At 64.8% G+C, this 22,878-nt stretch carries 25 protein-coding genes; 8 read left to right on the top strand and 17 right to left on the bottom strand.

What is annotated here, in order from left to right; genetic code table 11:
- Positions 1-195 precede the first annotated feature (195 nt).
- Positions 196-1,527: an MFS transporter gene (locus I6F17_RS15110; protein WP_036035274.1), complete on the bottom strand. Its 1,332-nt coding sequence runs from the start codon at positions 1,525-1,527 to the stop codon at positions 196-198.
- 79 nt (positions 1,528-1,606) lie between these two features.
- Here I6F17_RS15110 and I6F17_RS15105 point away from each other — a divergent pair, with 79 nt between their 5' ends.
- Positions 1,607-2,050, top strand: a complete 444-nt coding sequence (locus I6F17_RS15105) for a DUF2809 domain-containing protein (protein ID WP_036035277.1) — start codon at positions 1,607-1,609, stop codon at positions 2,048-2,050.
- Positions 2,051-2,139: 89 nt separating this feature from the next.
- Here the strand turns inward: I6F17_RS15105 and I6F17_RS15100 are convergent, their stop codons facing one another.
- The 3 genes from I6F17_RS15100 to I6F17_RS15090 all read right to left on the bottom strand — a co-directional run bounded on the left by I6F17_RS15100 (position 2,140) and on the right by I6F17_RS15090 (position 4,014).
- On the bottom strand, positions 2,140-3,300 hold the full coding sequence (locus I6F17_RS15100; protein ID WP_225132222.1) for a crosslink repair DNA glycosylase YcaQ family protein: 1,161 nt from the start codon (positions 3,298-3,300) through the stop codon (positions 2,140-2,142).
- A gap of 110 nt (positions 3,301-3,410) precedes the next feature.
- Positions 3,411-3,659 carry a hypothetical protein gene (locus I6F17_RS15095; RefSeq protein ID WP_036035285.1) on the bottom strand — a complete coding sequence of 83 codons (249 nt, stop codon included), beginning with the start codon at positions 3,657-3,659 and terminating at the stop codon, positions 3,411-3,413.
- Between the two features lie 118 nt (positions 3,660-3,777).
- On the bottom strand, positions 3,778-4,014 hold the full coding sequence (locus I6F17_RS15090; protein WP_225132225.1) for a hypothetical protein: 237 nt from the start codon (positions 4,012-4,014) through the stop codon (positions 3,778-3,780).
- A 373-nt stretch (positions 4,015-4,387) separates the two neighbouring features.
- Between I6F17_RS15090 and I6F17_RS15085 the strand changes: the two genes are divergently transcribed.
- Positions 4,388-5,029 carry an OmpA family protein gene (locus I6F17_RS15085; protein WP_036035287.1) on the top strand — a complete coding sequence of 214 codons (642 nt, stop codon included), beginning with the start codon at positions 4,388-4,390 and terminating at the stop codon, positions 5,027-5,029.
- A gap of 140 nt (positions 5,030-5,169) precedes the next feature.
- Here the strand turns inward: I6F17_RS15085 and I6F17_RS15080 are convergent, their stop codons facing one another.
- The 3 genes from I6F17_RS15080 to I6F17_RS15070 all read right to left on the bottom strand — a co-directional run bounded on the left by I6F17_RS15080 (position 5,170) and on the right by I6F17_RS15070 (position 7,529).
- On the bottom strand, positions 5,170-5,316 hold the full coding sequence (locus I6F17_RS15080) for a hypothetical protein (protein ID WP_162131228.1): 147 nt from the start codon (positions 5,314-5,316) through the stop codon (positions 5,170-5,172).
- Entirely contained in the window at positions 5,307-6,140 is an 834-nt protein-coding gene (locus tag I6F17_RS15075) for a PAS domain S-box protein (protein ID WP_225132224.1), read from the bottom strand. The genes I6F17_RS15080 and I6F17_RS15075 overlap by 10 nt, the downstream gene beginning before the upstream one ends.
- A 99-nt stretch (positions 6,141-6,239) precedes the next feature.
- Complete coding sequence (locus tag I6F17_RS15070) at positions 6,240-7,529, bottom strand: phospholipid carrier-dependent glycosyltransferase (protein ID WP_225132223.1); 1,290 nt, start codon at positions 7,527-7,529, stop codon at positions 6,240-6,242.
- Between the two features lie 191 nt (positions 7,530-7,720).
- Between I6F17_RS15070 and I6F17_RS15065 the strand changes: the two genes are divergently transcribed.
- Entirely contained in the window at positions 7,721-8,422 is a 702-nt protein-coding gene (locus tag I6F17_RS15065) for a FecR domain-containing protein (protein WP_036035296.1), read from the top strand.
- Positions 8,423-8,424: 2 nt separating this feature from the next.
- The gene (locus tag I6F17_RS15060) at positions 8,425-9,609 is read left to right on the top strand and encodes a hypothetical protein (RefSeq protein ID WP_036035319.1); all 1,185 of its coding nucleotides are present in this window, start codon (positions 8,425-8,427) and stop codon (positions 9,607-9,609) included.
- Between the two features lie 159 nt (positions 9,610-9,768).
- On the opposite strand, the gene I6F17_RS15055 is transcribed toward I6F17_RS15060, so the two are convergent.
- From I6F17_RS15055 to I6F17_RS15045, 3 genes are all read right to left on the bottom strand, one after another.
- Positions 9,769-10,257 carry a VOC family protein gene (locus tag I6F17_RS15055; protein WP_036024771.1) on the bottom strand — a complete coding sequence of 163 codons (489 nt, stop codon included), beginning with the start codon at positions 10,255-10,257 and terminating at the stop codon, positions 9,769-9,771.
- A gap of 35 nt (positions 10,258-10,292) precedes the next feature.
- Positions 10,293-10,721: a VOC family protein gene (locus tag I6F17_RS15050; protein ID WP_225131456.1), complete on the bottom strand. Its 429-nt coding sequence runs from the start codon at positions 10,719-10,721 to the stop codon at positions 10,293-10,295.
- A 129-nt stretch (positions 10,722-10,850) separates the two neighbouring features.
- Positions 10,851-11,372, bottom strand: a complete 522-nt coding sequence (locus I6F17_RS15045) for a cupin domain-containing protein (RefSeq protein ID WP_036035299.1) — start codon at positions 11,370-11,372, stop codon at positions 10,851-10,853.
- A 128-nt stretch (positions 11,373-11,500) separates the two neighbouring features.
- Here I6F17_RS15045 and I6F17_RS15040 point away from each other — a divergent pair, with 128 nt between their 5' ends.
- On the top strand, positions 11,501-11,719 hold the full coding sequence (locus tag I6F17_RS15040) for a CsbD family protein (protein ID WP_036013900.1): 219 nt from the start codon (positions 11,501-11,503) through the stop codon (positions 11,717-11,719).
- Between the two features lie 169 nt (positions 11,720-11,888).
- Here I6F17_RS15040 and I6F17_RS15035 read toward each other — a convergent pair whose 3' ends face one another.
- The 5 genes from I6F17_RS15035 to ggt all read right to left on the bottom strand — a co-directional run bounded on the left by I6F17_RS15035 (position 11,889) and on the right by ggt (position 18,099).
- Positions 11,889-12,353, bottom strand: a complete 465-nt coding sequence (locus tag I6F17_RS15035; protein ID WP_225131458.1) for an FKBP-type peptidyl-prolyl cis-trans isomerase — start codon at positions 12,351-12,353, stop codon at positions 11,889-11,891.
- 62 nt (positions 12,354-12,415) lie between these two features.
- The gene (locus tag I6F17_RS15030) at positions 12,416-14,707 is read right to left on the bottom strand and encodes a xanthine dehydrogenase family protein molybdopterin-binding subunit (protein ID WP_225131460.1); all 2,292 of its coding nucleotides are present in this window, start codon (positions 14,705-14,707) and stop codon (positions 12,416-12,418) included.
- A gap of 2 nt (positions 14,708-14,709) precedes the next feature.
- Positions 14,710-15,726, bottom strand: coding sequence for a xanthine dehydrogenase family protein subunit M (locus I6F17_RS15025; RefSeq protein WP_225131462.1), 1,017 nt, complete (start codon positions 15,724-15,726; stop codon positions 14,710-14,712).
- Positions 15,727-15,730: 4 nt separating this feature from the next.
- Positions 15,731-16,345: a (2Fe-2S)-binding protein gene (locus I6F17_RS15020; RefSeq protein ID WP_036035305.1), complete on the bottom strand. Its 615-nt coding sequence runs from the start codon at positions 16,343-16,345 to the stop codon at positions 15,731-15,733.
- 167 nt (positions 16,346-16,512) lie between these two features.
- Positions 16,513-18,099, bottom strand: a complete 1,587-nt coding sequence (gene ggt / locus I6F17_RS15015; RefSeq protein ID WP_036024766.1) for a gamma-glutamyltransferase — start codon at positions 18,097-18,099, stop codon at positions 16,513-16,515.
- Between the two features lie 196 nt (positions 18,100-18,295).
- Here ggt and I6F17_RS15010 point away from each other — a divergent pair, with 196 nt between their 5' ends.
- Both I6F17_RS15010 and I6F17_RS15005 read left to right on the top strand, forming a co-directional pair.
- Positions 18,296-19,063 carry a rhodanese-related sulfurtransferase gene (locus tag I6F17_RS15010; RefSeq protein ID WP_225131464.1) on the top strand — a complete coding sequence of 256 codons (768 nt, stop codon included), beginning with the start codon at positions 18,296-18,298 and terminating at the stop codon, positions 19,061-19,063.
- Complete coding sequence (locus I6F17_RS15005) at positions 19,053-19,271, top strand: SlyX family protein (RefSeq protein WP_036024763.1); 219 nt, start codon at positions 19,053-19,055, stop codon at positions 19,269-19,271. Before I6F17_RS15010 ends, I6F17_RS15005 begins: the two co-directional genes overlap by 11 nt.
- A gap of 6 nt (positions 19,272-19,277) precedes the next feature.
- On the opposite strand, the gene I6F17_RS15000 is transcribed toward I6F17_RS15005, so the two are convergent.
- A complete protein-coding gene (locus tag I6F17_RS15000; protein WP_225131467.1) occupies positions 19,278-21,179 on the bottom strand; it encodes a diguanylate cyclase in 1,902 nt (633 codons plus the stop codon).
- A 174-nt stretch (positions 21,180-21,353) separates the two neighbouring features.
- Positions 21,354-21,569: a hypothetical protein gene (locus tag I6F17_RS14995; RefSeq protein WP_036035323.1), complete on the bottom strand. Its 216-nt coding sequence runs from the start codon at positions 21,567-21,569 to the stop codon at positions 21,354-21,356.
- 106 nt (positions 21,570-21,675) lie between these two features.
- On the opposite strand from I6F17_RS14995, the gene hemE reads away from it, so the two are divergent.
- A complete protein-coding gene (hemE, locus tag I6F17_RS14990) occupies positions 21,676-22,710 on the top strand; it encodes a uroporphyrinogen decarboxylase (RefSeq protein ID WP_225131469.1) in 1,035 nt (344 codons plus the stop codon).
- Positions 22,711-22,878: the final 168 nt, after the last annotated feature.

Raw genomic sequence — 22,878 nt, 5'->3', positions numbered from 1 at the left:
CTTCAAGGCTTCGGTGGGCATCGATCCGATCGATCGGCGGCCCAGTTCGGGTGGCCACCCGGGCTGGGCCATTCCTCATGGAACATGGCCATCCTAACCCGGCGCGCTAATACAAGGGTGGGCAAAGCGGAGCGTGCCCACCAGAACCGCTCTGCGGAGAAGATGGTGGGTTCAGCGCGCGAAGTGCGCGCCCCCTCACCGCCCCTGGTCGGCGAATTCGTGCTTGCTGTCGTGTCCGCCGACGAACACCAGGATGCCCGCGATCAACGGCAGCACGGCGAGCACCAAGAGGCCCGTCGAGGTCTGCCCCGTCGCTTCCTTGACCCAGCCGATCAGATAGGGCCCGCCGAAGCCGGCGAGGTTGCCGATCGAGTTGATCAGCGCGATGGCGCCGGCTGCGGCCGTGCCGGAGAGCCAGGCGGTCGGCAGGGTCCAGAACACACCGAAGCAGCAGAACACGCCGATCGCGGCCACCGTCAGCGCCACCATCGTCAGCGTGGGATCGGTGAGATAGGAGGAGATGCCGAGCGCGACTGCGGTGAGCAGCAGCGGCGCGCCGACATGCATGACGCGCTCCCGGCTCGCATCCGAATGCCGCGCCCACAGGATCATGGCGATGGTGCCGAACAGATACGGGATCGCCGTGGCGAATCCAGTCTGGGCGTTGGTGAGACCGAACGCCTTGACGATCTGCGGCAGCCAGAACTGCATGCCGTAGAGCGCGCCGACGAAGCCGAAATAGACCAGGCTGAGCGCGATCACCTTGGGCGAGGACAGCGCCTCGCCGAGCGAGAAATGCTTCACCGCTTGCTTGGCCGCGATCTCCGCATCCAGCTTCGCCTTCAGCCAGGCCTTCTGCTCGGCCGAGAGCCAGTCCGCTTTCTCCGGCTTGTCGGTGAGATAGAACCAGGTGACGATGCCGAGCAGCACCGATGGGATGCCCTCGATGATGAACAGCCACTGCCAGCCTTTCAGGCCCATCATGCCGTCGAGCCCGAGCAACAGGCCCGAGATCGGCGCGCCGATCACGGTCGAGACCGGCACCGCGATCGCGAAGGCCGCAAGAAAGCGGGCGCGATATTCGGCCGGATACCAATAGGTGAGATAGAGGATGATGCCGGGGAAGAAGCCGGCCTCGGCGACGCCGAGCAGGAAGCGCAGGACGTAGAAGCTGGTGACGCCGCTGACCACCGCCATCAGCGCCGAGATGATGCCCCAGGTCACCATGATGCGGGCGATCCAGCGGCTCGCGCCGAATTTCTCCAGCGCGAGGTTGCTCGGCACTTCGAAGATGAAATAGCCGATGAAGAAGATGCCGGCGCCCCAGGAGTAGATCAGCGGGGTGAACTTCAGGTCCGCATTCATGGTGAGCGCGGCGAAGCCAAGATTGACGCGGTCGAGATAGGAGAAGAAGTAGGCCAGCACCAGGAACGGAATCAGGCGCCAGGAGATGGCGCGGATGGTCGAGGTTTCGATGTCCGACTTGGTGGCACCGGTGGAACCGGCATAGATGGTGGTCTGGCTCATGGCTTCCCCCGGAGTTGTTGCTTTTTTCGGGTCTGCGGCCGTTTTCAGCATCGCGAGCAAAGAGTCAATGGAGCAAGCAATGCACGAGACGCAGCCGGGCACGCCTGTTGCGCCTCTACAGACCTCACTGATCCGCGCTGCCCTCGCGCTCGCGGTGATCGCCTGCGGGCTGTCCCTTCGCTGGTACGGCTTCCCGCTCGGCCTGCCTGCGTTCATCGTGAAGTACGGCGGCTCGCTGCTGTGGGCGACGATGGTGTTTCTGCTGGCAGGAGTCGTGCTGCCGCGGCTGACACGGAGCCAGCTCGCAGCCATCGCGATAGTGATCGCGGCAGTCGTCGAGTTCTCCCGCCTGATGCATACTCCCTGGCTCGATGCGTTCCGCCTCACCACCGCAGGCGCGTTGCTGCTCGGCCGCATCTTCTCGCTTTGGAATTTGCTGGCCTATGCGGTTGGGATTGCGTTTGGCATGTGGATCGATCGCGTTGCCATGCGCGGTCCCGTAGGGTGGGCAAAGGCGCCGTAGCGCCGTGCCCACGTCTCGTCATCGAATAGGCAAGACGTGGGCACGCTTCGCTTTGCCAACCCTACAAGACTAACCCACCCTACAAAGCCTCACTCCGCCAGTTGAAACCGCTCGAAACGGTCGAGCTCCTCCTCGATCAAGCGCTTCAGCTCCTTGCGGCCCGCCGTCTTCCTGCCCTGCCCGACCCAGGTCCATTTCTGCATCAACAGCTTCTTGTTCTGCCGATCGGTCTTGAGATCGAGCGCGGCGACGATCTCGTCTCCGACCAGCACGGGCAGCGCGAAATAGCCGAGCTTGCGCTTGGCTTTCGGCACATAAGCTTCGAACAGGTGGTTGTAGCCGAAGATGAGGTTGGTGCGCTTGCGCTGGATGATCAGGGGATCGAACGGCGAGAGGATGTGGACGAGATCGGGCGACACCTCATGCGGCTCAAGCGCTGCAGGCGAGGCCCAGTGCTCCTGCTTACCGGCGCCCTCGATCGCGACGGGCACGAGCTCGCCGCGGCGGACGCGCGAGGCGATCAGGCGCGCGACCGGCTTCTTGCTGGGCGCATCGAGATGGCAGACCGAATCGAGGCTGACCACGCCCTGCGAGCGCAACGCGCGGTCGAGCAGATAGGCCCTGATCTCGCTTGCCGGCGCCGGCTTCGGCAGCCTGTCCCAGCCGAAATGACGCGTCGTCAGCTCGTAGGTCTTGAGCATGCCCTGGCGCGCGCTGATGGTGACCGCCCCGGTATAGAAGGCGAGCTGCAGCGCCCGCTTCGAGGGCTTGCGGCTCTGCCACAGATGCTCCTTCTCGACGAGCACGTCGTCCTCGATGTCACGGATCGTCAGCGGCCCGCCGCGCAGCAGCCGCATCACCTTGCGCGTGTCGGCCGGCTTCACCGCGGCGAACCATTTGTGCCCCTCGCGGCGGTGCTCGCGCATCGCCGGCAGGAAGAAACGGAAGTCGTTCGCCGGCACGTAGGAGAGCGCGTGCGTCCAGTACTCGAACACGGTCTTGTCGACACTCTGGGCGTGGCGCAGATCGGCGCGGCGATAGGACGGGATCCGGCTGAACAGGATGTGGTGATGGCAACGCTCGATGACGTTGATGGTGTCGATCTGCACATAGCCGAGATGGGCGACAGCGGCCGAGACGGCCTCTGCGCCTTCGCCAAACGGAGCGCGGTCGGTCAGCCGCTGGGCATGCAGCCAGATCTGCCGGGCCTGTGTCGTCGAGAGCGGAAGCGGTTTGGACGTGCGGGGCATTGCGCGTGCAATGTAGCGGGATTCGCCGCGAGGCAAAGAAGCAGGGACGCGAAAAAGCCGCGCTGCCATCTGCTGCCAGCGCGGCCATGACGTGTGGGATCGGCGGAAGCCTACTTCTTCATCGCCATCGCCTTCTCGGCGCTCATATAGTGCTTGCACGCTCCACGCATGTTGCCCTTGCTCATGTCGGAATTGGCCGCGGCCATCGACTTCCTCGCCGCGATCTTGGCGGGCGTGTCTTCGCCGCCCATGCCGGCAACGAGCTTTGCCATGTTTGCACTGGTGCACGCCATCTTGGCGGCGGATGCGGGGGACAGAGCAAGTGCGGCGAATGCCGTCGCGAGCAACAGGGTCTTCATCAAGTTCTCTCCTCGAGTAGGCAGCCGGCCTGATGCCGGCCAACGCACCGCCATTCTTCAGCCACAAGTTTGCAGGGAAAAGACAATTTCGTTGCTGCGCTGCAGTGATACCCGCTTTTCAGCGTGCGGCTTTTGGGCGCTCCCCGACGCTGCCGGTGGCGACCTCCGGGTCGCAGATGGCCTTGCCACGTCCTTCTGCCTGGCAGCGATAGACACTGCCGGTGAGGCGATCGACCAGCCAGACGTTCTCGTCGGTCGGCCCTTCGAGCCCGACATAGCGGGAGGTCACCCCGGTGATCAGTGTCGAGAGCAGGATGGCCACCGCGATCATCGCCGCACCGATATAGATGGGCATTGCGTTCAGGGTCACTGTCCGATCCGGCGGGCCACCGCGATGGAATTGATAGTCGCGCTGATAGTCACTTGGCCTCGGCACAGGACGGAACTCGGCTCCCCTCGCGTCAAATTATCGAATGATTGAAGTGTGTTAGGCGGACATCTGGACGAATTCTTGTTCGCGGGCGGGCGGTGAGGCGACGCCTTTGCGACGTTCGGGTTTCCCGGAACCCAGTACGGCCGGCTCGAAAGCAAACTGCGAATGGTCGAACCGGAGCACAGTGACCTCGGCTCGCCGTTTCGAATGTGACCAAGATCACATCAGAGCCGTTGAACCTGCCCTACGCTCGCAGCATCAAATCGCCATCAGGCGTAACAGCGAGGATACCACCATGACCCATTTCAATAAGTCTTTTGGACTGACGGCGATCACCCTGACAGCCGTCCTGTCGATGACGGCCGGCCTTGCGCTGGCCGGCGACAACAACATCTCCGCCGGCCAGATCGTCGATGCGCTGAAGCCGAAGCCGGCGACCCGCGGGCTGTCCGTTGGCCCCCAGACCGATGCGACCGTGCAGGCCAAGGAAGCGACCTTCCTGAACACCGTGCGCAACCGCTCGACCCGGTCGCTCTCGACAGGCGAGCGCGAGCAGATCGCCGAGCTCGCTGCCACCAAGCCGAAGATCGATCTGGAGATTCAGTTCGACTACAACTCGGCCGACATCGCCAAGACCTCGATGGCCTCGGTGCAGGCGCTCGGCAAGGCGCTGTCCGATCCGGCGCTGAAGGGCTCGACCTTCGTGGTCGCCGGCCACACCGACGCGACCGGTGGCGAAGCATACAATCAAGGTCTCTCCGAACGGCGCGCCGACACCATCAAGAAGTACCTGATGCAGAATTACGGCCTCAACGGCAACGATCTCGTCACCGTCGGCTACGGCGAGACGAAGCTGAAGGATGCCGCCAACGGCGCTGACGCCATGAACCGCCGGGTCCAGGTCGTGAACATGGACACCAAGACCGCAGCAAAATGATACGACGAGCGCCTCCGCCTGCTGCCCTGCGGCAGGCGGAGGCGTGATCACAGTTTGAAGCGCGATACGATCGTCATCGCGCTTATTATTTTGAGCATGATCTTTTCGGAAAACCGCTACACACTTTTCCGGATCATGCTCTAGACCGGTGCGGGTGTCGCGAGAGCCTCCCGGACCAGCCGCGCGAGCTCGGCCTTGCGGTAGGGCTTCTCCAAAATCAGGGCGCCCTGCCTGACGTGGCCGTTCGCCGCCAGCGTTTCGAGGGCGTAACCCGATGTCAGCAGCACGCGCAGCTCGGGCCTTTCCTTGCGTGCAAGCCCTGCAAGCTCCCAGCCATTGACGCCGGCGCGGGATCGGCAAAGGCGTGCCGGAGCGCGGGATCGGTGTGCGTGGCGATCTCGATGTCCTCGCGCAACGTTCGACGCAGCAGCTTGTGCATGGAATCGAGGAGCTTGTCGCATTCCGTCTCGACCGGCCGCAGCAATTGCTTGCGGCTGAAGGCGAGCAGCCGCTGCGTCAGCTCGGCGCCGCGCTCGCCGGCGCTACAGATATCGTCGGCAAGCCGCTTCAGGTCCGCGCGCGACAGCAATTGCTCGGCCAGGTATTCGGCGTTGCCGACGATCACGGTGAGAAGATTGTTGAAGTCGTGGGCGATACCGCCGGACAGCTGGCCGACCGCCTCCATCTTCTGCGCCTGGATGAGCTGAGCCTCGGTGCGCTTGCGGTCGCTCAGATCGTGGATCATGCCGACGAAGATCGACGAGCCGCCCTGCTTGGCCTCCCCGACCGACAATTCCATCGGGAAGGTCGTGCCGTCCTTGCGCCGACCGACGACCTCGCGGCCGATGCCGATGATCTTGCGCTTGCCGGTGACGTGGTAGTTTTGAAGGTATTCGTCATGGGCGTCGCGGTAGGGCGGCGGCATCAGGAGCTTGACGTTCCGGCCGATGACCTCGCTCGCGCAATAACCGAACAGCTTCTCGCAGGCCGGATTGAATATCAGGATGCCGCCGCGGGCGTCGATCAGGATCACCCCGTCGACGGCGGTATCGACCACGGCACGCAGCCAGTCCGCGTTGGAATGATCCGGACTGACAATGCCATCCCCCATGCCCACCCCGCGGCTCCAATTCCGGCAATGACAGCCAGTGCACACGCGCCGATTGATTCATGCAAGCCAATTCTACTCGGCTATGCACGCCCGCGGGCACTAGATCCAGCTTTGGAACAGCATCAGCCGGTTGAATCCCCCCATCGTCACGCCGACGAAGGCCGCGGAAATCGGCAGCATCACCGCAAAGCCGGCCGCCGCGACGCCGACATAAGCCCACAACAGCCAGCGCGGCAGACCCTCGCGGCGCAGCACATAGACCAGTGCCAGGGACGCCGCGGTCGCGGCCGGCAGATAGTAATAGATGAAGCCCAGCGTGCGCGGCAGCAACGCCCAGGCGAGCCAGGGACCGAAATAGAATGTGGCGATCAGGAATGCATCCCAGCGCCGCGTCACGATGAAATCGCGCAGCACCATGGCGAGTGCAGGCAGAGCCGGCCACAGCACGAGCGGATTGCCGAGGAAGACGATCGCGGCGATGTGGTCCTCCGCGGTCTTGTCGAACAGGAACCAGACCGGGCGCGCGAGCAGCGGCCAGGACGGCCATGCGCTCATATAGGTGTGGCCGGCGATGGCCGTCGTGGTGTTGTCGGCAAAGATCCGCCGCTGCGCCTCGATCAAGTCCGGCAGCGACAATCCGTAGAGCGGAACGAAGGCGGCAAGATAAGCCAATGCCGGCAGGACGGCGAAGCAGAGCGCGACATGATGCAGCTTCAGGCCGGGCCAAAGCTCCGGCCGATACCAGTCGTCCGGCGTCGCGTCGGCGAACAGCGTATACCAGCCCTGCATCAGGCGGATCACCGCAACAATGACGATGCAGACGCCGAGCGGGAACAGGCCGCTCCATTTACACGCGGCCGCAAGGCCGAACAGGCTGCCCGCCACCGCGAACAGCGCTTGCGGCCGCTCTCTGCGAAACCCTTGCATGAAGGCGGCGGTGGCGAGCAGGCCGAAGCCGAGCGCAAAGACATCGAGCATCGCGATGCGCGCCTGGACGTACAGCATCTGGTTGAAGGCTGCGATCAGCGCGGCGGCGATCGCCGGCCCCTGCGCGGCGAACAACGCGAGTCCACACAGATAGATCGCGACGATCGCGAGCGCGCCGAACAAGGTCGCGGGATAACGCCATCCAAGCGCGTTGTCGCCGAACGTTGCGATCGATGCCGCGATCATCTCCTTGGCCAGCGGCGGATGCATCGGATTGAGCATCGGCTGCGACATCGCGGGCGTCAGCATCTGGCGCGCCGCCGGCACGTAATGCACCTCATCGAACACGAATTTTTCCGGCGTGACGACGCCGATCAACAGCGCCAGATGCGCGATCAGGAAGATCGCGACAGCAATCACTGCACTCCGCGACACCTGAGGAACCGCCGGCAATTCGCGCATCTTTTGTGGGGCTGTCTTGCGTGGCAAATTGGCTTCACCGCGGAGAAAAATAAACTGCTTCCCGTCATTGAACGCATTCTGCCGCAACTGTCACTAAGCATGACGCAGGTCCTGCGCCGCTTGTGATAATTCCGCCACATCAGAAGCGCGCGCGATCCGGTACGATCAGGGACACATCGATCGGTTGCGAAATGAATTTGCGTTTTTGCCTTTTCTCCACACTGCTCACGGCCGCAATCTGTGCGGCATCCGACGCCGAAGCGCAGACGCGCGTCGGCCAGGCTGTCGTCATTCAGAACGAAGTGGTGCGCGTCGCCGCGACCACGACGCCGATTAATGTCGGCGACAGCATGCTGCGCGACGAGACCGTGCGGACCGGCGCCGACAGCGCGGCGCGTTTCGTGATGGCCGACAGCACCAATCTATCACTGGGGCCGAGCGCCACGCTGAAGCTCGACCGCACCGTCTTCAACGACGAGCACAGCTATCGTGACGTCGCGATCCGCATGACCACCGGCGCCTTCCGCTTCGTCACCGGACGCTCCGACAAGGCCGCCTACAAGATCACGACACCGCTCGCCACCATCGGCGTGCGCGGCACCACGCTCGACATTCTCTCGCAGCGCGGGCGCTCCGTCGTTGTGCTTCAGGACGGCGCGGCCAGCGTGTGCACGAAGAGCGCCCAGTGCGTGCAACTCACCCAGCCCGGCGACACCGCCATCATCACCTCGACCGGCGGCAAGGTGAGCATCACCAAGAGCAACACGCCGCCCTGGACCTTCGCCGCCAATTGCGCCGCGAGCGCCGGGTTGTGCGCAGTCAACCAGTACGCCGGCGCCTCGCCGACCATCACGCCTGCCGTCGAGGACGACGCCATGCTGTGCGGGCGCTGACGATGGCGAAATTCACCGTTCGGCGCCTCATCCTTGCCGCTGCGCTGGTCGCATCTGCGGCGTTTGCGCTCGTCACGTTCGATGCCCGCCCGGCGGCTGCACAGGCCTCGGAGTGCGGGTCCGAGTGCGGTGAACCAGAGCCCACTCCGTCCCCAACCTATTCGCCGTCGCCATATCCGTCTCCGACCTATTCCCCGTCGCCGAATCCCTCGCCCACGCCGACCCCCTCCCCATCGCCCAGCCCCTATCCGTCGCCTTCACCGAGCCCGGCTCCGTCGCCGTCGGGACCGACGGGCGCGGATTCCAGCGGCAATTCGATCGGCGGCCTTGCCAATCAGCGCTTCAATCAGATGGTCACCAACCGGGTGCTCGGCACGGTGCTGCTCGGCGTCAACGAGCAGATCAATTGCGGCGACTGCATCAGCGCGTTCGGCTCGGCCGGCTCGTTCTCGGCCGGCATCCACGGCCGCAAGCAGCTGACCAACAATCTGTCGCTGCTCGCCGGCATTGCCTACACGCATTACAACGAGGGCGGCTACAAGATCACGAGCGCACCGATCGGCGCTTTCGCGCTGCGCTACGACTTCACCGACTGGGGCTCGTCGCGCCCGTTCTTCGACGTCGGCGCGATCCTGACGCCATGGGAGAAGGCGCGCTACACGCGCAGCTACGACACCAGCCTCGGGCCGGTGACCGTGACGAGCTCGACCAACGCGTCCAACTACGCCGTTTACGGCCGCGCCGGCTGGATGAGCCGCCTCTCGCCGCGCGACGAGGTCGCGGCCTCGATCGAGGTCTGGCAGCTCTGGCAACGCGTCTCCGGCTATCGCGACAGCGCGGTGGCGTTCAATCCGTTCGACGCCAGCATCGCTGATGGCACCGACCGCACCAGCCTCGTCAAGATCGGCGGCCAGTGGACGCATCTGTTCGGCAGCAACATCGAGACCAACATCAATGGCGGCTGGGTGCAGTCCTTCGCCAGCCACAGCGGCATCGTCGCGACAGTGACCGGCCAGGGCACGGTGGTGCCGACCATGGGCAACCAGGGCTGGTTCGAATATGGCGGCCGCCTCGGCTTCCGCGTGCAGAAGGGCTGGATCGTGGACCTCTTCGCCAACGGCACGCTTGGCCCGCAGCCGGTCGGCAACACCATCCATGGCGGCGTGGGGCTGCGGATCAATTATTAGCGGCGAGAATCCCGCCTCACATTCCGCTGTCATGCCTCGGCTTGACCGGGGCATCCAGTACGCCGCGGCCCATCGGTTTAATCACTGCCGTCTCGGAGTACTGGATCGCCCGGTCAAGCCGGGCGATGACAGTGAGTAGGTGGCGAGAGCGACCCGCCCTCACGCCGCCGACTTGCCCTCGAACGCCCGCCGCAACACCTCGACGTCCAGCTTGACCATCTTCATCATGGCCTGCATCGCGCGCGCGGCTGCAGCCTTGTCCGGGCTCGACAGGAACTCGAACATCGCCTTTGGCACGATCTGCCAGGCCACGCCCCAGCGATCCCTCAACCAGCCGCACTGCTCCGCCTTGCCGCCATGGGCGAGGAACGCGTTCCAGACGCTGTCGACCTCTGCCTGGTCGTCGCAATGGATCATCAGCGAGATGGCGTGGGTGTATTCCATCTTCATGCCGCCATTGAGCGCGACCAGCTTCTGTCCGGCGACGGTGAACTCGACGACGAGCACGGAGCCTTCCTTGCCGGACGGGCCGTCCGCAACGTTGCGCTGAACGTGCGTGATCGCCGAATTCGGGACCAGCGAGACGTAGAATTTTGCAGCGTCCTCGGCATCGCCGTTGAACCACATGCAGGGCACGAGCTTGGACATGGTGAATGCTCCTCTTGAGGTCTACTGGTTTCGGCTCAGGCGTTCGCCAGGTCGGGCTGCAGAGGGGCGGCGGAAAGATCCATCCAGTTCACGCCCCACATGTGGCCGTCCGGATCCTCGAAGCTGCGGCCGTACATGAAGCTGTATTCGTCCTTGGGGCCGGGATCGGCCATCCCGCCTGCAGCTGCGGCCCTGGCGACGATATCGTCGACATCGCTGCGGCTGTCCGCCGACAGGCAAAACAGCACCTGGTTCGAGGTCCTGGCGTCCGCGATCGGCTTGGGCGTGAACTGGCGGAATTTGTCGTGGGTCAGCAGCATGGCGAAAATGGTCTCGGAAAAGACCATGCAGCTCGCGGTCTCGTCGCTGAATTGCGGGTTCCTGACCGCGCCGACCGCCTCATAGAAGGCAGTCGCGCGCTTGAGGTCGGTCACCGGCAGGTTGACGAAGATCATCTTGGGCATCGGAGGCTCCTTGGCGGGGTTCTGGCCAAGGACGGATGGCCAGGCCGCCATCCGACATGACTTCCGACAAATTTTTCGGACCCCGACTGCGGGGCCCTGTCGCGCCGCTCTCCGCGCCGCTGAAGAGACTTACTTCTTCTCGTTGGGATCCCGGTGCACCGGGTCGATCCACAGCACCGTCTCGGGCTTCTCGACCGGCTCAATGTCGAGGTTGATGGCCACCGCCTCGCCGTCGCTGCGCACCAGCACGCATTCCAGCACCTCGTCGGGGCTGGCGTTGATCTCCTGGTGCGGCACGTAGGGCGGGACGAAAATGAAGTCGCCGGGGCCGGCTTCCGCGGTGAATTGCAGGCTCTCGCCCCAGCGCATGCGCGCCTTGCCCTTCACGACATAGATGACGCTTTCGAGATGGCCGTGGTGATGCGCGCCGGTCTTGGCATCCGGTTTGATGCTGACGGTGCCCGCCCACAATTTCTGGGCGCCGACGCGGGCGAAATTGATCGCGGCCGCACGGTCCATGCCCGCTGTCGACGGCACGTTGGTATCGAGTTGATTGCCGGGAATGACGCGAACGCCGTCATGTTTCCAGCGGTCATCATCATGCTGATGACCATGGTCATGGTGGGAATGCGAATGGTCATGGCCGGTCATGGGACTTGCTTTCTGTTGGTTCCGTGCGCGGCAAACTAACCCAAAGCCGCAGCCGCAAGCCATACCAAAATCGGAACCCTCGTAGCCATCAGGCGTTGTCATTCCAAGCAAATCGAAAGGAGATTTTCATGGGCAGCACGACCGACAAGATCAAGGGCACCGCCAACGAGGCGATCGGCAAGGCCAAACAGGGCGTCGGTGAAGCCACCGGATCCGATCGGATGAAAGGCGAAGGCGTGGTGCAGGAAGTGAAGGGCAAGGGCCAGCAGGCCATGGGCGATGCCAAGGACGCCGCGAAGGACGCGATGGATCGCGCCGCCGCTGCGGCTCGCCGCGCCGCGGAGTGACGCGCGCTAGACTGAAATGAAAAGACCGGCCGCAAGGCCGGTCTTTTGCTGTTATCGATTTCATCTCCGTCATGGCCGGGCTTGACCCGGCCATCCACGTCTTGACCACGCGGCCCGAAGAACGTGGATGCCCGGGACGAGCCCGGGCATGACGATGTAGAGACGTCAGTCACTTCACCGCGAGCAATTCCACGTCGAACATCAGCGTCGCGTTCGGCGGGATCACGCCGCCGGCACCGCGGGCGCCGTAGCCGAGCTGCGGCGGGATGATCAGCGTGCGCTTGCCGCCGACCTTCATCGAGGCAACGCCCTCGTCCCAGCCGGCGATGACGCGGCCCTTGCCGATCGGAAACTCGAACGGCTCCTTGCGATCGACGGAGCTGTCGAATTTCTTGCCCTTCTGGCCGTTCTCATAGAGCCAGCCGGTATAGTGCATCACGCAGATCTGGCCAGGCTGCGGCGAGGCGCCGGTGCCGACATTGGAGTCGATGATCTGCAAGCCTGAAGCTGTGGTCATGGTCTTTCCTGCGGTCTGGGCCGAGGCCGTGGTGGAAACGAAATGCGACACGCTGGCGATCACGATGATCGCGAGTGCCGACATCAGGGCGAGGAGCGCGCGCTGGAAACGCTGCATAAAACACCTTCCGTTTGAGGCAGGAGGTGTCTAACTCAAGGCGGTCGCCGTTTCCACCCCCTTTAGAGCTCTATATCTTCGAGCCGAACCGGCAGCCTGCGGATGCGCTGGCCGGTGGCGTGATAGACCGCGTTGCAGATCGCCGCATTGGTGCCGACATTGCCAAGCTCGCCGAGGCCCTTTGCGCCCACCGGGTTGATGTGATCGTCCTGCTCGGACAGCATGATGACCTCGACGCCGGGCACATCTGCATTCACGGGCACGAGGTAATCGGCAAGATTGTCGTTGACGTAGCGCGCATTGCGCTCGTCGATCTCGGTGGCCTCGAGCAGCGCCGAGGACATGCCCCAGATCAGGCCACCCATGAGCTGGCTGCGCGCGGTGCGCGGATTCATGATCCTGCCTGCCGCGAACGCGCCGACCAGGCGGGGACAGCGGATCTCGTGCGTGAAGCGATTGACGCGGACCTCGACGAACTCGGCGCCGAAGGCATAGGCGATCTGGTCCTTCATTTGATGGCCGCCGATCAGCCGAACCTGCCCGCTGTGCATGGCCCTGAAGGAATCCAGCGGCGCGCCCTCCGGCTTCCACTCGCCATATTCTTCGACCACGCCGACGCCGAGCGCATCGAACGCCTTCTCGATGTCGAGCGAGCGATCGCCCTTGGCCGCCTGGGTCGAGGGAGCCGGGCTGATGCCGACGGTCTCCTTGGCCTTGTCGGCAAGGCTGTCGCTGGGCATCAGCGCCTTGAACAACCGCTGTCGGATCTGATCGCACACCATCATCACGGCCGAGCAGGTGCTGGCGGTGGAATTGGAGCCGCCGGCAACCGGCGCAGGCGGCAGGTCGCTGTCGCCCATGAAGACCGCGACCTTCTCCAATGGCACGCCGAGCCGCTCGGCAGCAGTCTGGGCTATGACGGTGTAGGCGCCGGTCCCGATCTCATGGCCGGCGATCTCGACGCGCGTGCGGCCGTCGCGCTGCAGGCGCACGCGCGCGGCGGACGGTCCCACCAGCGTCGGATAGCAGGTGGCGGCGCAGCCGTAGCCGATCAACCAGTCACCATCCGACATCGATTTCGGCTGTGGCGAGCGCTGCGACCAGCCGAACGCCTTGGCGGCTTCGTCGAAGCACGCCATGAGCGATCGCGACGTGTAGGGCTTGCCATCGATCGGATCCCTGGTGGCGTCGTTGATGCGGCGAAGCTCGACCGGATCCATGTTCAGTTCCACCGCGAGCTCGTCCAGCGCGCTCTCCAGCGCGAACAGATACGGCACCTCGGGGGGCGAGCGCATGAAGCCGGGCGTGTTGCGATCGGCACGCACGATCGAGACCAGACTGTCCACGTTCGGGCAGGCATAGAGCCGCGTCGTGGTCTTGGTGCCGCCGACGCAATAGGCGTCGGGGCGCGAGGAGACTTCGGCCCCCTCATGCCTCAAAGCGACCAGCCTGCCGTCGCGGCTCGCACCAAGCTTGATCTCGTGACGGGTCTCGGCGCGATGCGTGGTGATGGTGAAGCCCTGGTCGCGGGTCGGGACCAGCTTGATCGGACGGTTCAGGCGCCTGGCGATGGCGGCGATGATGGCGGTGCGCGGCGTCATCGAACCTCGCGAGCCGAATCCGCCGCCGACATAGGGATTGACCACGCGCACCTTGTCGGCGTCGATGCCGAGCTGCTCGGCCACGCCGTTCTTCAGGCCGTGGACGAACTGGCTGCCTTCGTAGATGACGAGATTGTCGCCCATCCAGGCGCAGCTGGTCGTGAACAGTTCCAGCGGATTGTGATGCTGCGTCGGCGTCTCGTAGGAGGCAACGAGCTTGACCTCGGCCGCGTCGAACGCTTTGGCGAAATCCCCGACCTTGGGGTCTTCCTTGAACTGCGAGTTTTGTCCTTTCGCGGCGGCCGTCGTCGTCCCCGGCGAATCGAACGTCGCGCTGGGCGCAGCAGCGCTATAGCTGACCTTGACGCGGTTGGCCGCTTCGCGCGCGGCCTCGTAACTTTCCGCGACCACCACGGCGATGATCTGGCCGTCATGGGCGATCTCGGCCGATTTCAACGGCTGGATCGTGGTGCCGGCATAGCCGCCATTGCTGTACAGTTTCGACTCCTTCAGCTTCGGGGCGTTCTCGTGCGTGACGATCTCGATCACGCCGCGGACGCGCTTGGCATCGTCAAGCTCGAAGCGGTCGATCCGGCCCTTGGCGATGGCGCTGGTGACCAGGAACGCGTAGGCCGGATTGTCCAGCGGCATGTCCGAGGCATAGGTCGCCCGCCCCGTCACCTTTGCGGCCGCATCATAGCGCGGCACGGGCTGCCCCATATTCGTCCTCGGCCCGGGAGCTGCAGCGGTCATGGTCAGATCTCCATCGTTACGGCCTGCTGGAGCGCGCGTGCCACGACACGCTTGCCGAGTGCGATCTTGAAGCTGTTGTACCGGCGCCCGCGGGCGTCTGCGAAAGCTGCATCGGCGACGCGCTGTGCCAGAGCTTCGTCGAACCTCTGTCCCTTCAACAGCGCCTCGGCCTCACGCGCCCGCCACGGCACAGTGGCGACGCCGCCAAGCGCGACGCGGGCGTCCCGGATCGCGCCGTCCTGGACGTCGAGCGCGATCGCGGCTGACGACAGCGCGAATTCGTAGGATTGCCGGTCGCGGGCCTTCAAATACACCGAGCGTGGCCAGCGGCCGGAAATCGAGAACGCCGAGATCAGCTCGCCCGGCTGAAGCGCAGTCTCGATGTCCGGTGTGCTGCCCGGCGCCTTGTGAAGCTGCGCGAACGGCATGCTGCGCGTACCAGCCTTGCCGGTGATCTCGACCATGGCATCGAGCGCGATCAGCGCCTGCGCGAAATCGCCAGGATACGTCGCGATGCACTGATCGGAGGTCCCGAGCACCGCATGAATGCGATTGACGCCGTCCATTGCGGCACAGCCGGAGCCTGGATTGCGCTTGTTGCAGTTCTCATAGGAGACATCGCGGAAGTAGTTGCAGCGCGTCCGCTGCATCACGTTGCCGCCGAGCGTTGCCATGTTGCGCAGCTGGGCGCTGGCGGCGAGCTTCAGCGAATCCGCGATCACCGGATAGAAGCGCTGGATCTCGGTATGCGCGGCGACGTCCGACATCTTTGCGAGCGCCCCGAGGCGCAAGCCATCTCCGCTCGGCGCGATCGCCGACCAGGCATGGGCCAGCGGAGTGATGTCGACGATCGTGGTGGGCCGCATCACGTCGAGCTTCATCAAGTCGATCAGCGTGGTGCCCCCGGCAAGCGGCTGCGCCGCCGCCTTTGTCAGCGGATCGTTGGCGGCCGCGGCGGTGCCGAGCGCCTGCACGGCCATATCCGGGTCCGATGCTCTCTGATACGAAAACGGTCGCATGCGCCTAGCCTTTCATGATCTCGGGCGCGGCCTGCTTCACGGCGGCGACGATGTTGGGATAGGCGGCACAGCGGCAGATATTGCCGCTCATATATTCACGGATGTCGGCCTCGCTGCCGGCATGGCCCTCCTTCACGCACGCGATCGCCGACATGATCTGGCCGGGCGTGCAATAGCCGCACTGGAACGCATCGTTGTCGATGAAGGCCTGCTGCATCGGATGCAGGCGGTCGTCGGTGGCGAGGCCTTCGATGGTCGTGATCTCCTGTCCCTCGGCGGCGAGTGCCAGCGTCAGGCACGACACCACACGGCGATCGTCGATCAGCACCGTGCAGGCGCCGCACTGGCCGTGGTCGCAGCCCTTCTTGCTGCCGGTGAGCTTGAGATGTTCGCGTAAGGCATCGAGCACCGTGGTACGCGCATCGATGCTCAGGCGCTTGTCCTTGCCATTGACGCGAAGCGTGACCTCGACGGGAAGCGACGGATCCTGCGTGGCCTGCGCCCGGGCATCCTCCGACGCCGCGCGCGCCGTGATCGGGATCAGCGCGCTGCCCGCCGCCCCGGCCATGAAGGCGCGCCGGTCGAATCCGGATGATCTGGAACCTGGTTTGTCGGGCATGGCAGGCCTCCGCCGCTGATCTGCAAAGCAGCGCACGCCTGCACCGCTCATCGCCCCTTAACCTGGAGCAATGGGCGCAGTTCCGGATGAGAGAAGGGTGGCGCAGCAAATGCCGCGCCGCCCTTCGTCAATTTTTCCTGATTTCGCGTGGGGAACTGCGCCGGCGATCAATAACCCAGCGCGCAGCCGTCCTTGCGCGGATCGGAGCCGCCGGTGAGCGTGCCCTTGTCCCAATCGATCCAGATCGCCTGGGCGCCGCCGAGCGGGCCGACCACGCTGGTGGTCTTGTGGCCGAGCTTCTTCAGGCCCTCGACGACGGCCGCCGGCACGCTGTCCTCGAGCTGATACTGGCCCTCGTAGTGCAGGCCGCGCGGCATGTCGATCGCCTCCTGCACATCGCAGCCGTAGTCGAGGATGTTGGTCAGGAGATGAGTCTGGCCGGTCGGCTGGTACTGGCCGCCCATGACCGCGAACGACATCGTGGAACGGCCGCCCTTGGTGAGCAGGCCCGGCATGATCGTGTGCAGCGGGCGCTTGCCGCCTTCGATGCAATTGGGATGGCCCGGCTGGATTCGGAAGCCGCCGGCGCGGTTCTGGAACAGGACACCGGTCTTGTTCGAGACGATCGCCGAGCCGAAGGAATGCGCAACCGAATTGATGAACGAGCAGACGTTGCGGTCCTTGTCCACGACCGTGATGTAGATGGTCGAGGGATTCATCGGCGGCGCGACGTTCGGCAGGTCGAGCATGCCGTCCAGGCGGATCTTGCTGATGTACTCGTCGGCAAAGCCCTTCTCGAGCATCTCGGCGACGTTGATCTTCATGTGCTCGGGAGAGGCGACATGCATCTCGCGGTTCATGTAGGCGATGCGTGCCGCTTCCGCTTCGAGATGGAAGCGCTCGACGCTCACGGGCGCGTACTTGGTCAGATCGAACCGCGACAGGATGTTGAGCATCAACAGCGCGGTGACGCCCGGGCCGTTCGGCGGGCACTGCCAGACGTCATAGCCCTTGTACATGGTGCCGATCGGCGTGGTCACTTCGGTCGTGTGCGCGGCGAAATCGTCGAGCGTGTGCAGGCCCCCGATGCCCCTGAGGGTCTCGACCATGTCCTCCGCGATCTCGCCCTTGTAGAACGCGTCGCGGCCGTCCCTGGCGATCGCGCGCAGCGTCTTGCCGAGCTCGGCCTGGCGAATGACGTCGCCGGCGACCGGCGGCTGGCCGCCTGGCAACAAATAGCGCACGGTGTTGGTCCCGTTCTTCAGCTTCTCGAACTGATTCTTCCAGTCGAAGGCAATGCGGGGCGCGACGACGTAGCCCTCCTCGGCCGCCTTGATCGCGGGCTGGAGCAGCCGGTCGAAACCGAACTTGCCGTGATCGCGCAAGACGGTCGCGAAGGCATCGATCACGCCAGGGATCGAGACCGCATGCGCCGAGGTGAGCGGCACGGAATTGATCTTGCGTTCGAGATACCAGTCGGCATTCGCCGCCTTTGGCGCGCGGCCGGAGCCGTTATAGGCGACGATCTTGCCCTCGCCCCGCGGCTGGATCAGCGCAAAGCAATCACCGCCGATGCCGGTCGATTGCGGCTCGATCACGCCGAGCAGGGCCGAGCCGGCAACCGCCGCGTCCACCGCGGTGCCGCCCTCGCGCAGCACCTCGATCGCGGCGAGCGAGGCCTGCGGATGCGAGGTCGCCACCATCGCGTTGGTGGCGTGGACCGTGGACCTGCCGGGGAAATGGAAGTTTCTCATCGAATGTCTTGCTCTCTTGGCCGTCGGCGCGGTTGGCGCGCCATCTCGAAAACCGCGTCTTCATGACACATTCCCGCCCCGCGGGGCAATGCTGGCATACCAGGAAAATGGCTGCCATCCGCTGGGCGTATGGACCTTTTGTAGGCTTGTGCGATGCGGGTTTTCCGGGCGCGGGCCGCCTGCTAAACGAGCGGCCATGACGTCCAGCAATACGCCATACAAGGTCTGCGCCTTCTATCAATTCGTCGCCCTCCCGGATTACCGCGAGCTGCGCGAGCCGCTGCGCGCCTGCTGCGCCGGTCTTGGGCTGAAGGGCAGCGTGTTGCTGGCGCAGGAGGGCATCAACGGCACGGTCGCCGGCGCACCGGGGGCGATCGACGCCTTCGCTCATGAGCTCGCACGCGGCGACATGTTCGGCGGCAGGCTCGACAATCTCGAATTGAAATTCTCCGCTGCGGAGGCGATGCCGTTCGGACGGCTGAAGGTGCGGCTGAAGAAGGAGATCGTCACCCTGCGCGATGCGGCCGCCGATCCGACGCGTCAGGTCGGCACCTATGTCGATCCGCACGAATGGAACGCGCTGATCGCAGCACCCGATACCCTCGTGCTCGACACCCGCAACGCCTTCGAGGTCGCGATGGGCACGTTCGAGGGCGCGCTCGATCCCGGCATCAAGAGCTTCGGCCAGTTCAAGGACTTTGCCGCCGAGCAGCTCGATCCGGCACGGCACCGCAGGATCGCGATGTTCTGCACCGGCGGCATCCGCTGCGAGAAGGCGAGCGCGCATCTGCTCGCGCGCGGCTTTGCCGAGGTCTATCACCTCAAGGGCGGCATCCTGAGATATCTGGAAGAGGTGCCGGAGGCGGAGAGCCGCTGGCGCGGCGAATGCTTCGTGTTCGACGAGCGCGTGGCGCTCGGCCACGGCTTGCGCGAGCGAAACAAGGACGTAACGCGTGACGAATGAGATCAAGACGCTGAGCGAGCGCATCGACACGCTGGAGACGCGCCTCGCCTATCAGGACGATACGATCGAGACGTTGAACCAGACCATCACCGCGCAGTGGAAGCAGATCGACAGGCTGACGCGGCAGATCACCGAGCTCAATGCTCGGCTGCAGGACGCCGAGGCAAATGCGCCAGGGCCTGCCAACGAGCCTCCGCCGCATTATTGAACGGTGTTACTGGCCGGACGCCTTGGGCAGCAGATCCATGACCTCGCCGGACATCACCAGGCGGTTGCGGCCTGCGGCCTTGGCGGCATAGAGCGCTTGGTCGGCAGCCTCGACCAGCGAAGAGACCCCCGCGGTTCGTTCGAACGACGGCCGGCAGGCTGCGCCGCCAAGCGAAGCGGTGACGCATCCAGCCGCCTGATTGCTGCCATGCGCGAGGCCGGCCTCGTGAATGGCGTTGCGGATCCGTTCGCCGACCCGGGCGCAGCCGGCAGCGTCGATGTTCGGCAGCAGCATGGCGAATTCCTCACCGCCATAACGCGCCGCCAGATCGCCGGCGCGCTGCGCTTCGGCCGCGATGATCTTGGCGATCAGGCGCAGGCACGCATCGCCCGCGGGATGACCGTATTCGTCGTTGTAGGCCTTGAAGTGGTCGACATCGATCATCAGCAAAGCAAGGCTGGAGCGGTCGCGATAGGCACGCGCCCATTCCTCCTTCAGGCGCTCGTCGAAGCGGCGGCGATTGGCAAGGCCGGTGAGGCTGTCCTCGATCGCCAGCGTCTCGAGCCTGGTTTCCAGCCTCTTGTGCTCGGTGATGTCGCGGGAGATCGCAACCACACCGTCGACGCGGCCATCGTCCTTACGTGTCACCCGCATGGTCGATTCGAGCCAGATCTCGCCGTTCTGCCGATGCGAGTTGCGGTAGGTGAGACGCGCCTCCTCCTTCTCACCGCGCTTCATGGCGTCGACGATCGCCTGGACCTCCGGCAGGTCCTCCGGATTGATACCCGCAAGAGCCGGCGTGCCGATCAACTGATTTGGACGCCAGCCGACGATGCGGACCGACGACGGCGAGACATAGCGCAGCCGCTCATCCAGGCCGATGCGGGTCACCATGTCGCTGGAGCCTTCGGCGAGCAGGCGGAAATGCGCCTCCGTCTCGGTCAGCGCGACGGCCATGCGCTGGCCGCGCTGCAACTGCCGCACCAGCACGCCGCCGATGACTGCGATCAGCATCACCAGCGCGAGCACGTAGAGCATGCGGGAGATCGCCGCCGCGCGCCACGGCGCGAGCAGCTCGTCCTTGTCGACGGTGGCGAGCAGGAGGAGGGGGAACCGACCGCTGCGATTGAAGAAGCTGACGCGTTCGGCACCGTCCAGCGGCGAGGTGAAATGATAGGCGCCGCTCGGCCGTTGCAGGCTCGGCTCGCGGAACAACGGCTTGTCGGCGACGCTGCGCCCGACGAATGTCTCGTTGCTGGGATTGCGCGCGACGATCAGTCCGTCGCCATGCGCCAGTGACACGGAGCTGTTGCGGCCGATCTCGAACTGCTTGTAAAAATGCGAGAGATAGTTCGAGCTGATGGTCGCGAGCACCACGCCGCCGAAGCTGCCGTCCTGCTTGCTGAAGCGGCGTGACAGGGTGACGACCCATTCGCCGTCCAGCAGGCTCTTCACGGGACGGCCGACATGGGCCTCGCGCTTCGGCGAGAGCTGGTGATATCGGAAGAAGGCATCGTCGCTGAAGGTCGTGCCGATCGTACCGGGTGAGGTTAGCCAGTTGCCTTGATCGTCGATGATGGCGAGGCTGTGAATGCGCGCGATCGCCTTCTTGCGCACATCCAGCAAGGTGCGCAGCTTCGCGATCGTGACCGGTGCGGTGCCGTCCATCTCCAACCGGCTGACCACGCCGACGACACCGGAATCCAGCAGATCGAGGCTGTCTTCGGCATGCTGGGTCAGCGAACGGGCTACGTTCGCCATCTCCATCTCGGCGTCCTTAAGCACCGCATCGCGAGCCGTCCATTCACGCCAACCGCTGACGCCGAGGATGGTCGCGCAGGTCAGCGCGACGAAAGCCGCCGCGCGCAGCGGCAGGCGGCTCCATCCGGCTCGTTGGGTAGCGCTCATGTGGCAGGGTTCTCCGATCGTTCGGAAACCTCTGCCGCTTCTGTTATTTAATTCTGAAATTGCTACCGGACTACGCGGCGGTTTCCGCCCTTTCCAGTAGTCTTACGGACACGGCGATCTGAGCATCGCTAACAAGACATTAGCGGGCCGATCGGAATCCGGCGCCCGCCGCCGCTAGCTGAAGATGGCCTTGACCTTGGCCCAGAGCGAAGGATGCTCGGCATCGGCGTCGGCCTTCGAGGGCGTCGGCTGCGCCGCGCTCACGGGATCGGACGCTGGGAACGTGTCCCTCAGCCCGTCGTCGAGCTTGGACTGCCGATCGGCAGCGAGCGCCTCGCGCAGGTCTTCGGCGTGCTTATCGTGCGGCGCGGGATTGAATGTCTCAGCCATGATCTCCTCCATTGGCTGGTCAACGCGGCCCGATCATCCAGGTTCCCCTGTTCCGCTGCGGGCCGCGGCGGTGTATCAGAAGGCACAACTTGCTTCAGGACCATTCGTGCCCCAGTCTTCGACGAAACGCTTCATCGACGTCCTCTCCGGCCAGCGCCAGACCGTCCCGCCCATGTGGATGATGCGCCAGGCCGGGCGCTATCTGCCGGAATATCGCGAGGTGCGCGCCAAGGCGGGCGGCTTCCTCGACCTCTGCTTCAACCCGGAGCTTGCCGCCGAGGTGACGCTGCAGCCGATCCGAAGGTTCGGTTTCGATGCGGCGATCATCTTCTCCGACATCCTGGTGATCCCCTATGCGCTAGGACGTTCGGTGCGGTTCGAGGTCGGCGAGGGCCCGCGGCTCGAGCCGCTGGACGATCCGGCCAAGGTGGCGACGCTGGCGCCGCACGCAGATTTCGGCAAGCTCGAGCCGGTGTTCGACGCGTTGAAGATCGTGCGCGGCGCGCTCGATCCCAGGACCGCGCTGATCGGCTTCTGCGGCGCACCGTGGACGGTGGCGACCTACATGGTCGCAGGCCACGGCACGCCGGACCAGGCGCCGGCCCGGATGATGGCCTACCGCCATCCGGAAGCTTTTTCGCAGATCATCGACGTCCTGGTCGACAACTCTATTCAGTATCTGCTGACACAGCTCGACGCCGGGGCCGACGCGTTGCAGATCTTCGACACCTGGGCCGGCGTGCTGCCGCCGACCGAGTTCGCGCGCTGGTCGGTCGAGCCGACGCGGCGCATCGTCGAGGGCGTAAGGGCCAAGGTGCCAGACGCGAAGATCATCGGCTTCCCGCGCGGGGCCGGCGCGCAGCTCCCCGGTTACGTCGAAGCCACCGGCGTCAACGCCGTCAGCATCGACTGGACCGCGGAGCCGGCCTTCATCCGCGAGCGGGTGCAGAGCAAGGTCGCGGTGCAGGGCAATCTCGATCCACTGGCGCTGATCACGGGCGGCGCCGCGCTCGATGGCGCGGTCGACAACGTGCTGGCCAATTTTGCTGCCGGGCGGCTGATCTTCAACCTCGGCCACGGCATCCAGCCGGAGACGCCGATCGCCCATGTCGAGCAGATGATCCGGCGCGTGCGGGGGTGAGGGCCTCTATCCACGTCGTCATGGCCGGGCTTGTCCCGGCCATGCACGCCTTGCCATGCGACGCGAAGAACGTGGATGCCCGGGACAAGCCCGGGCATGACGAGCCGTTGTGATCGGGTCTTGCAAAAAGTGCGAAAAACAACCCCATGCACAGTAGGCAAGTCGTTG

It is taken from the genome of Bradyrhizobium sp. NBAIM18, assembly GCF_020193825.1.
GTDB lineage: Bacteria > Pseudomonadota > Alphaproteobacteria > Rhizobiales > Xanthobacteraceae > Bradyrhizobium > Bradyrhizobium yuanmingense.
This window is presented reverse-complemented; position numbering and strand designations above follow the sequence as displayed.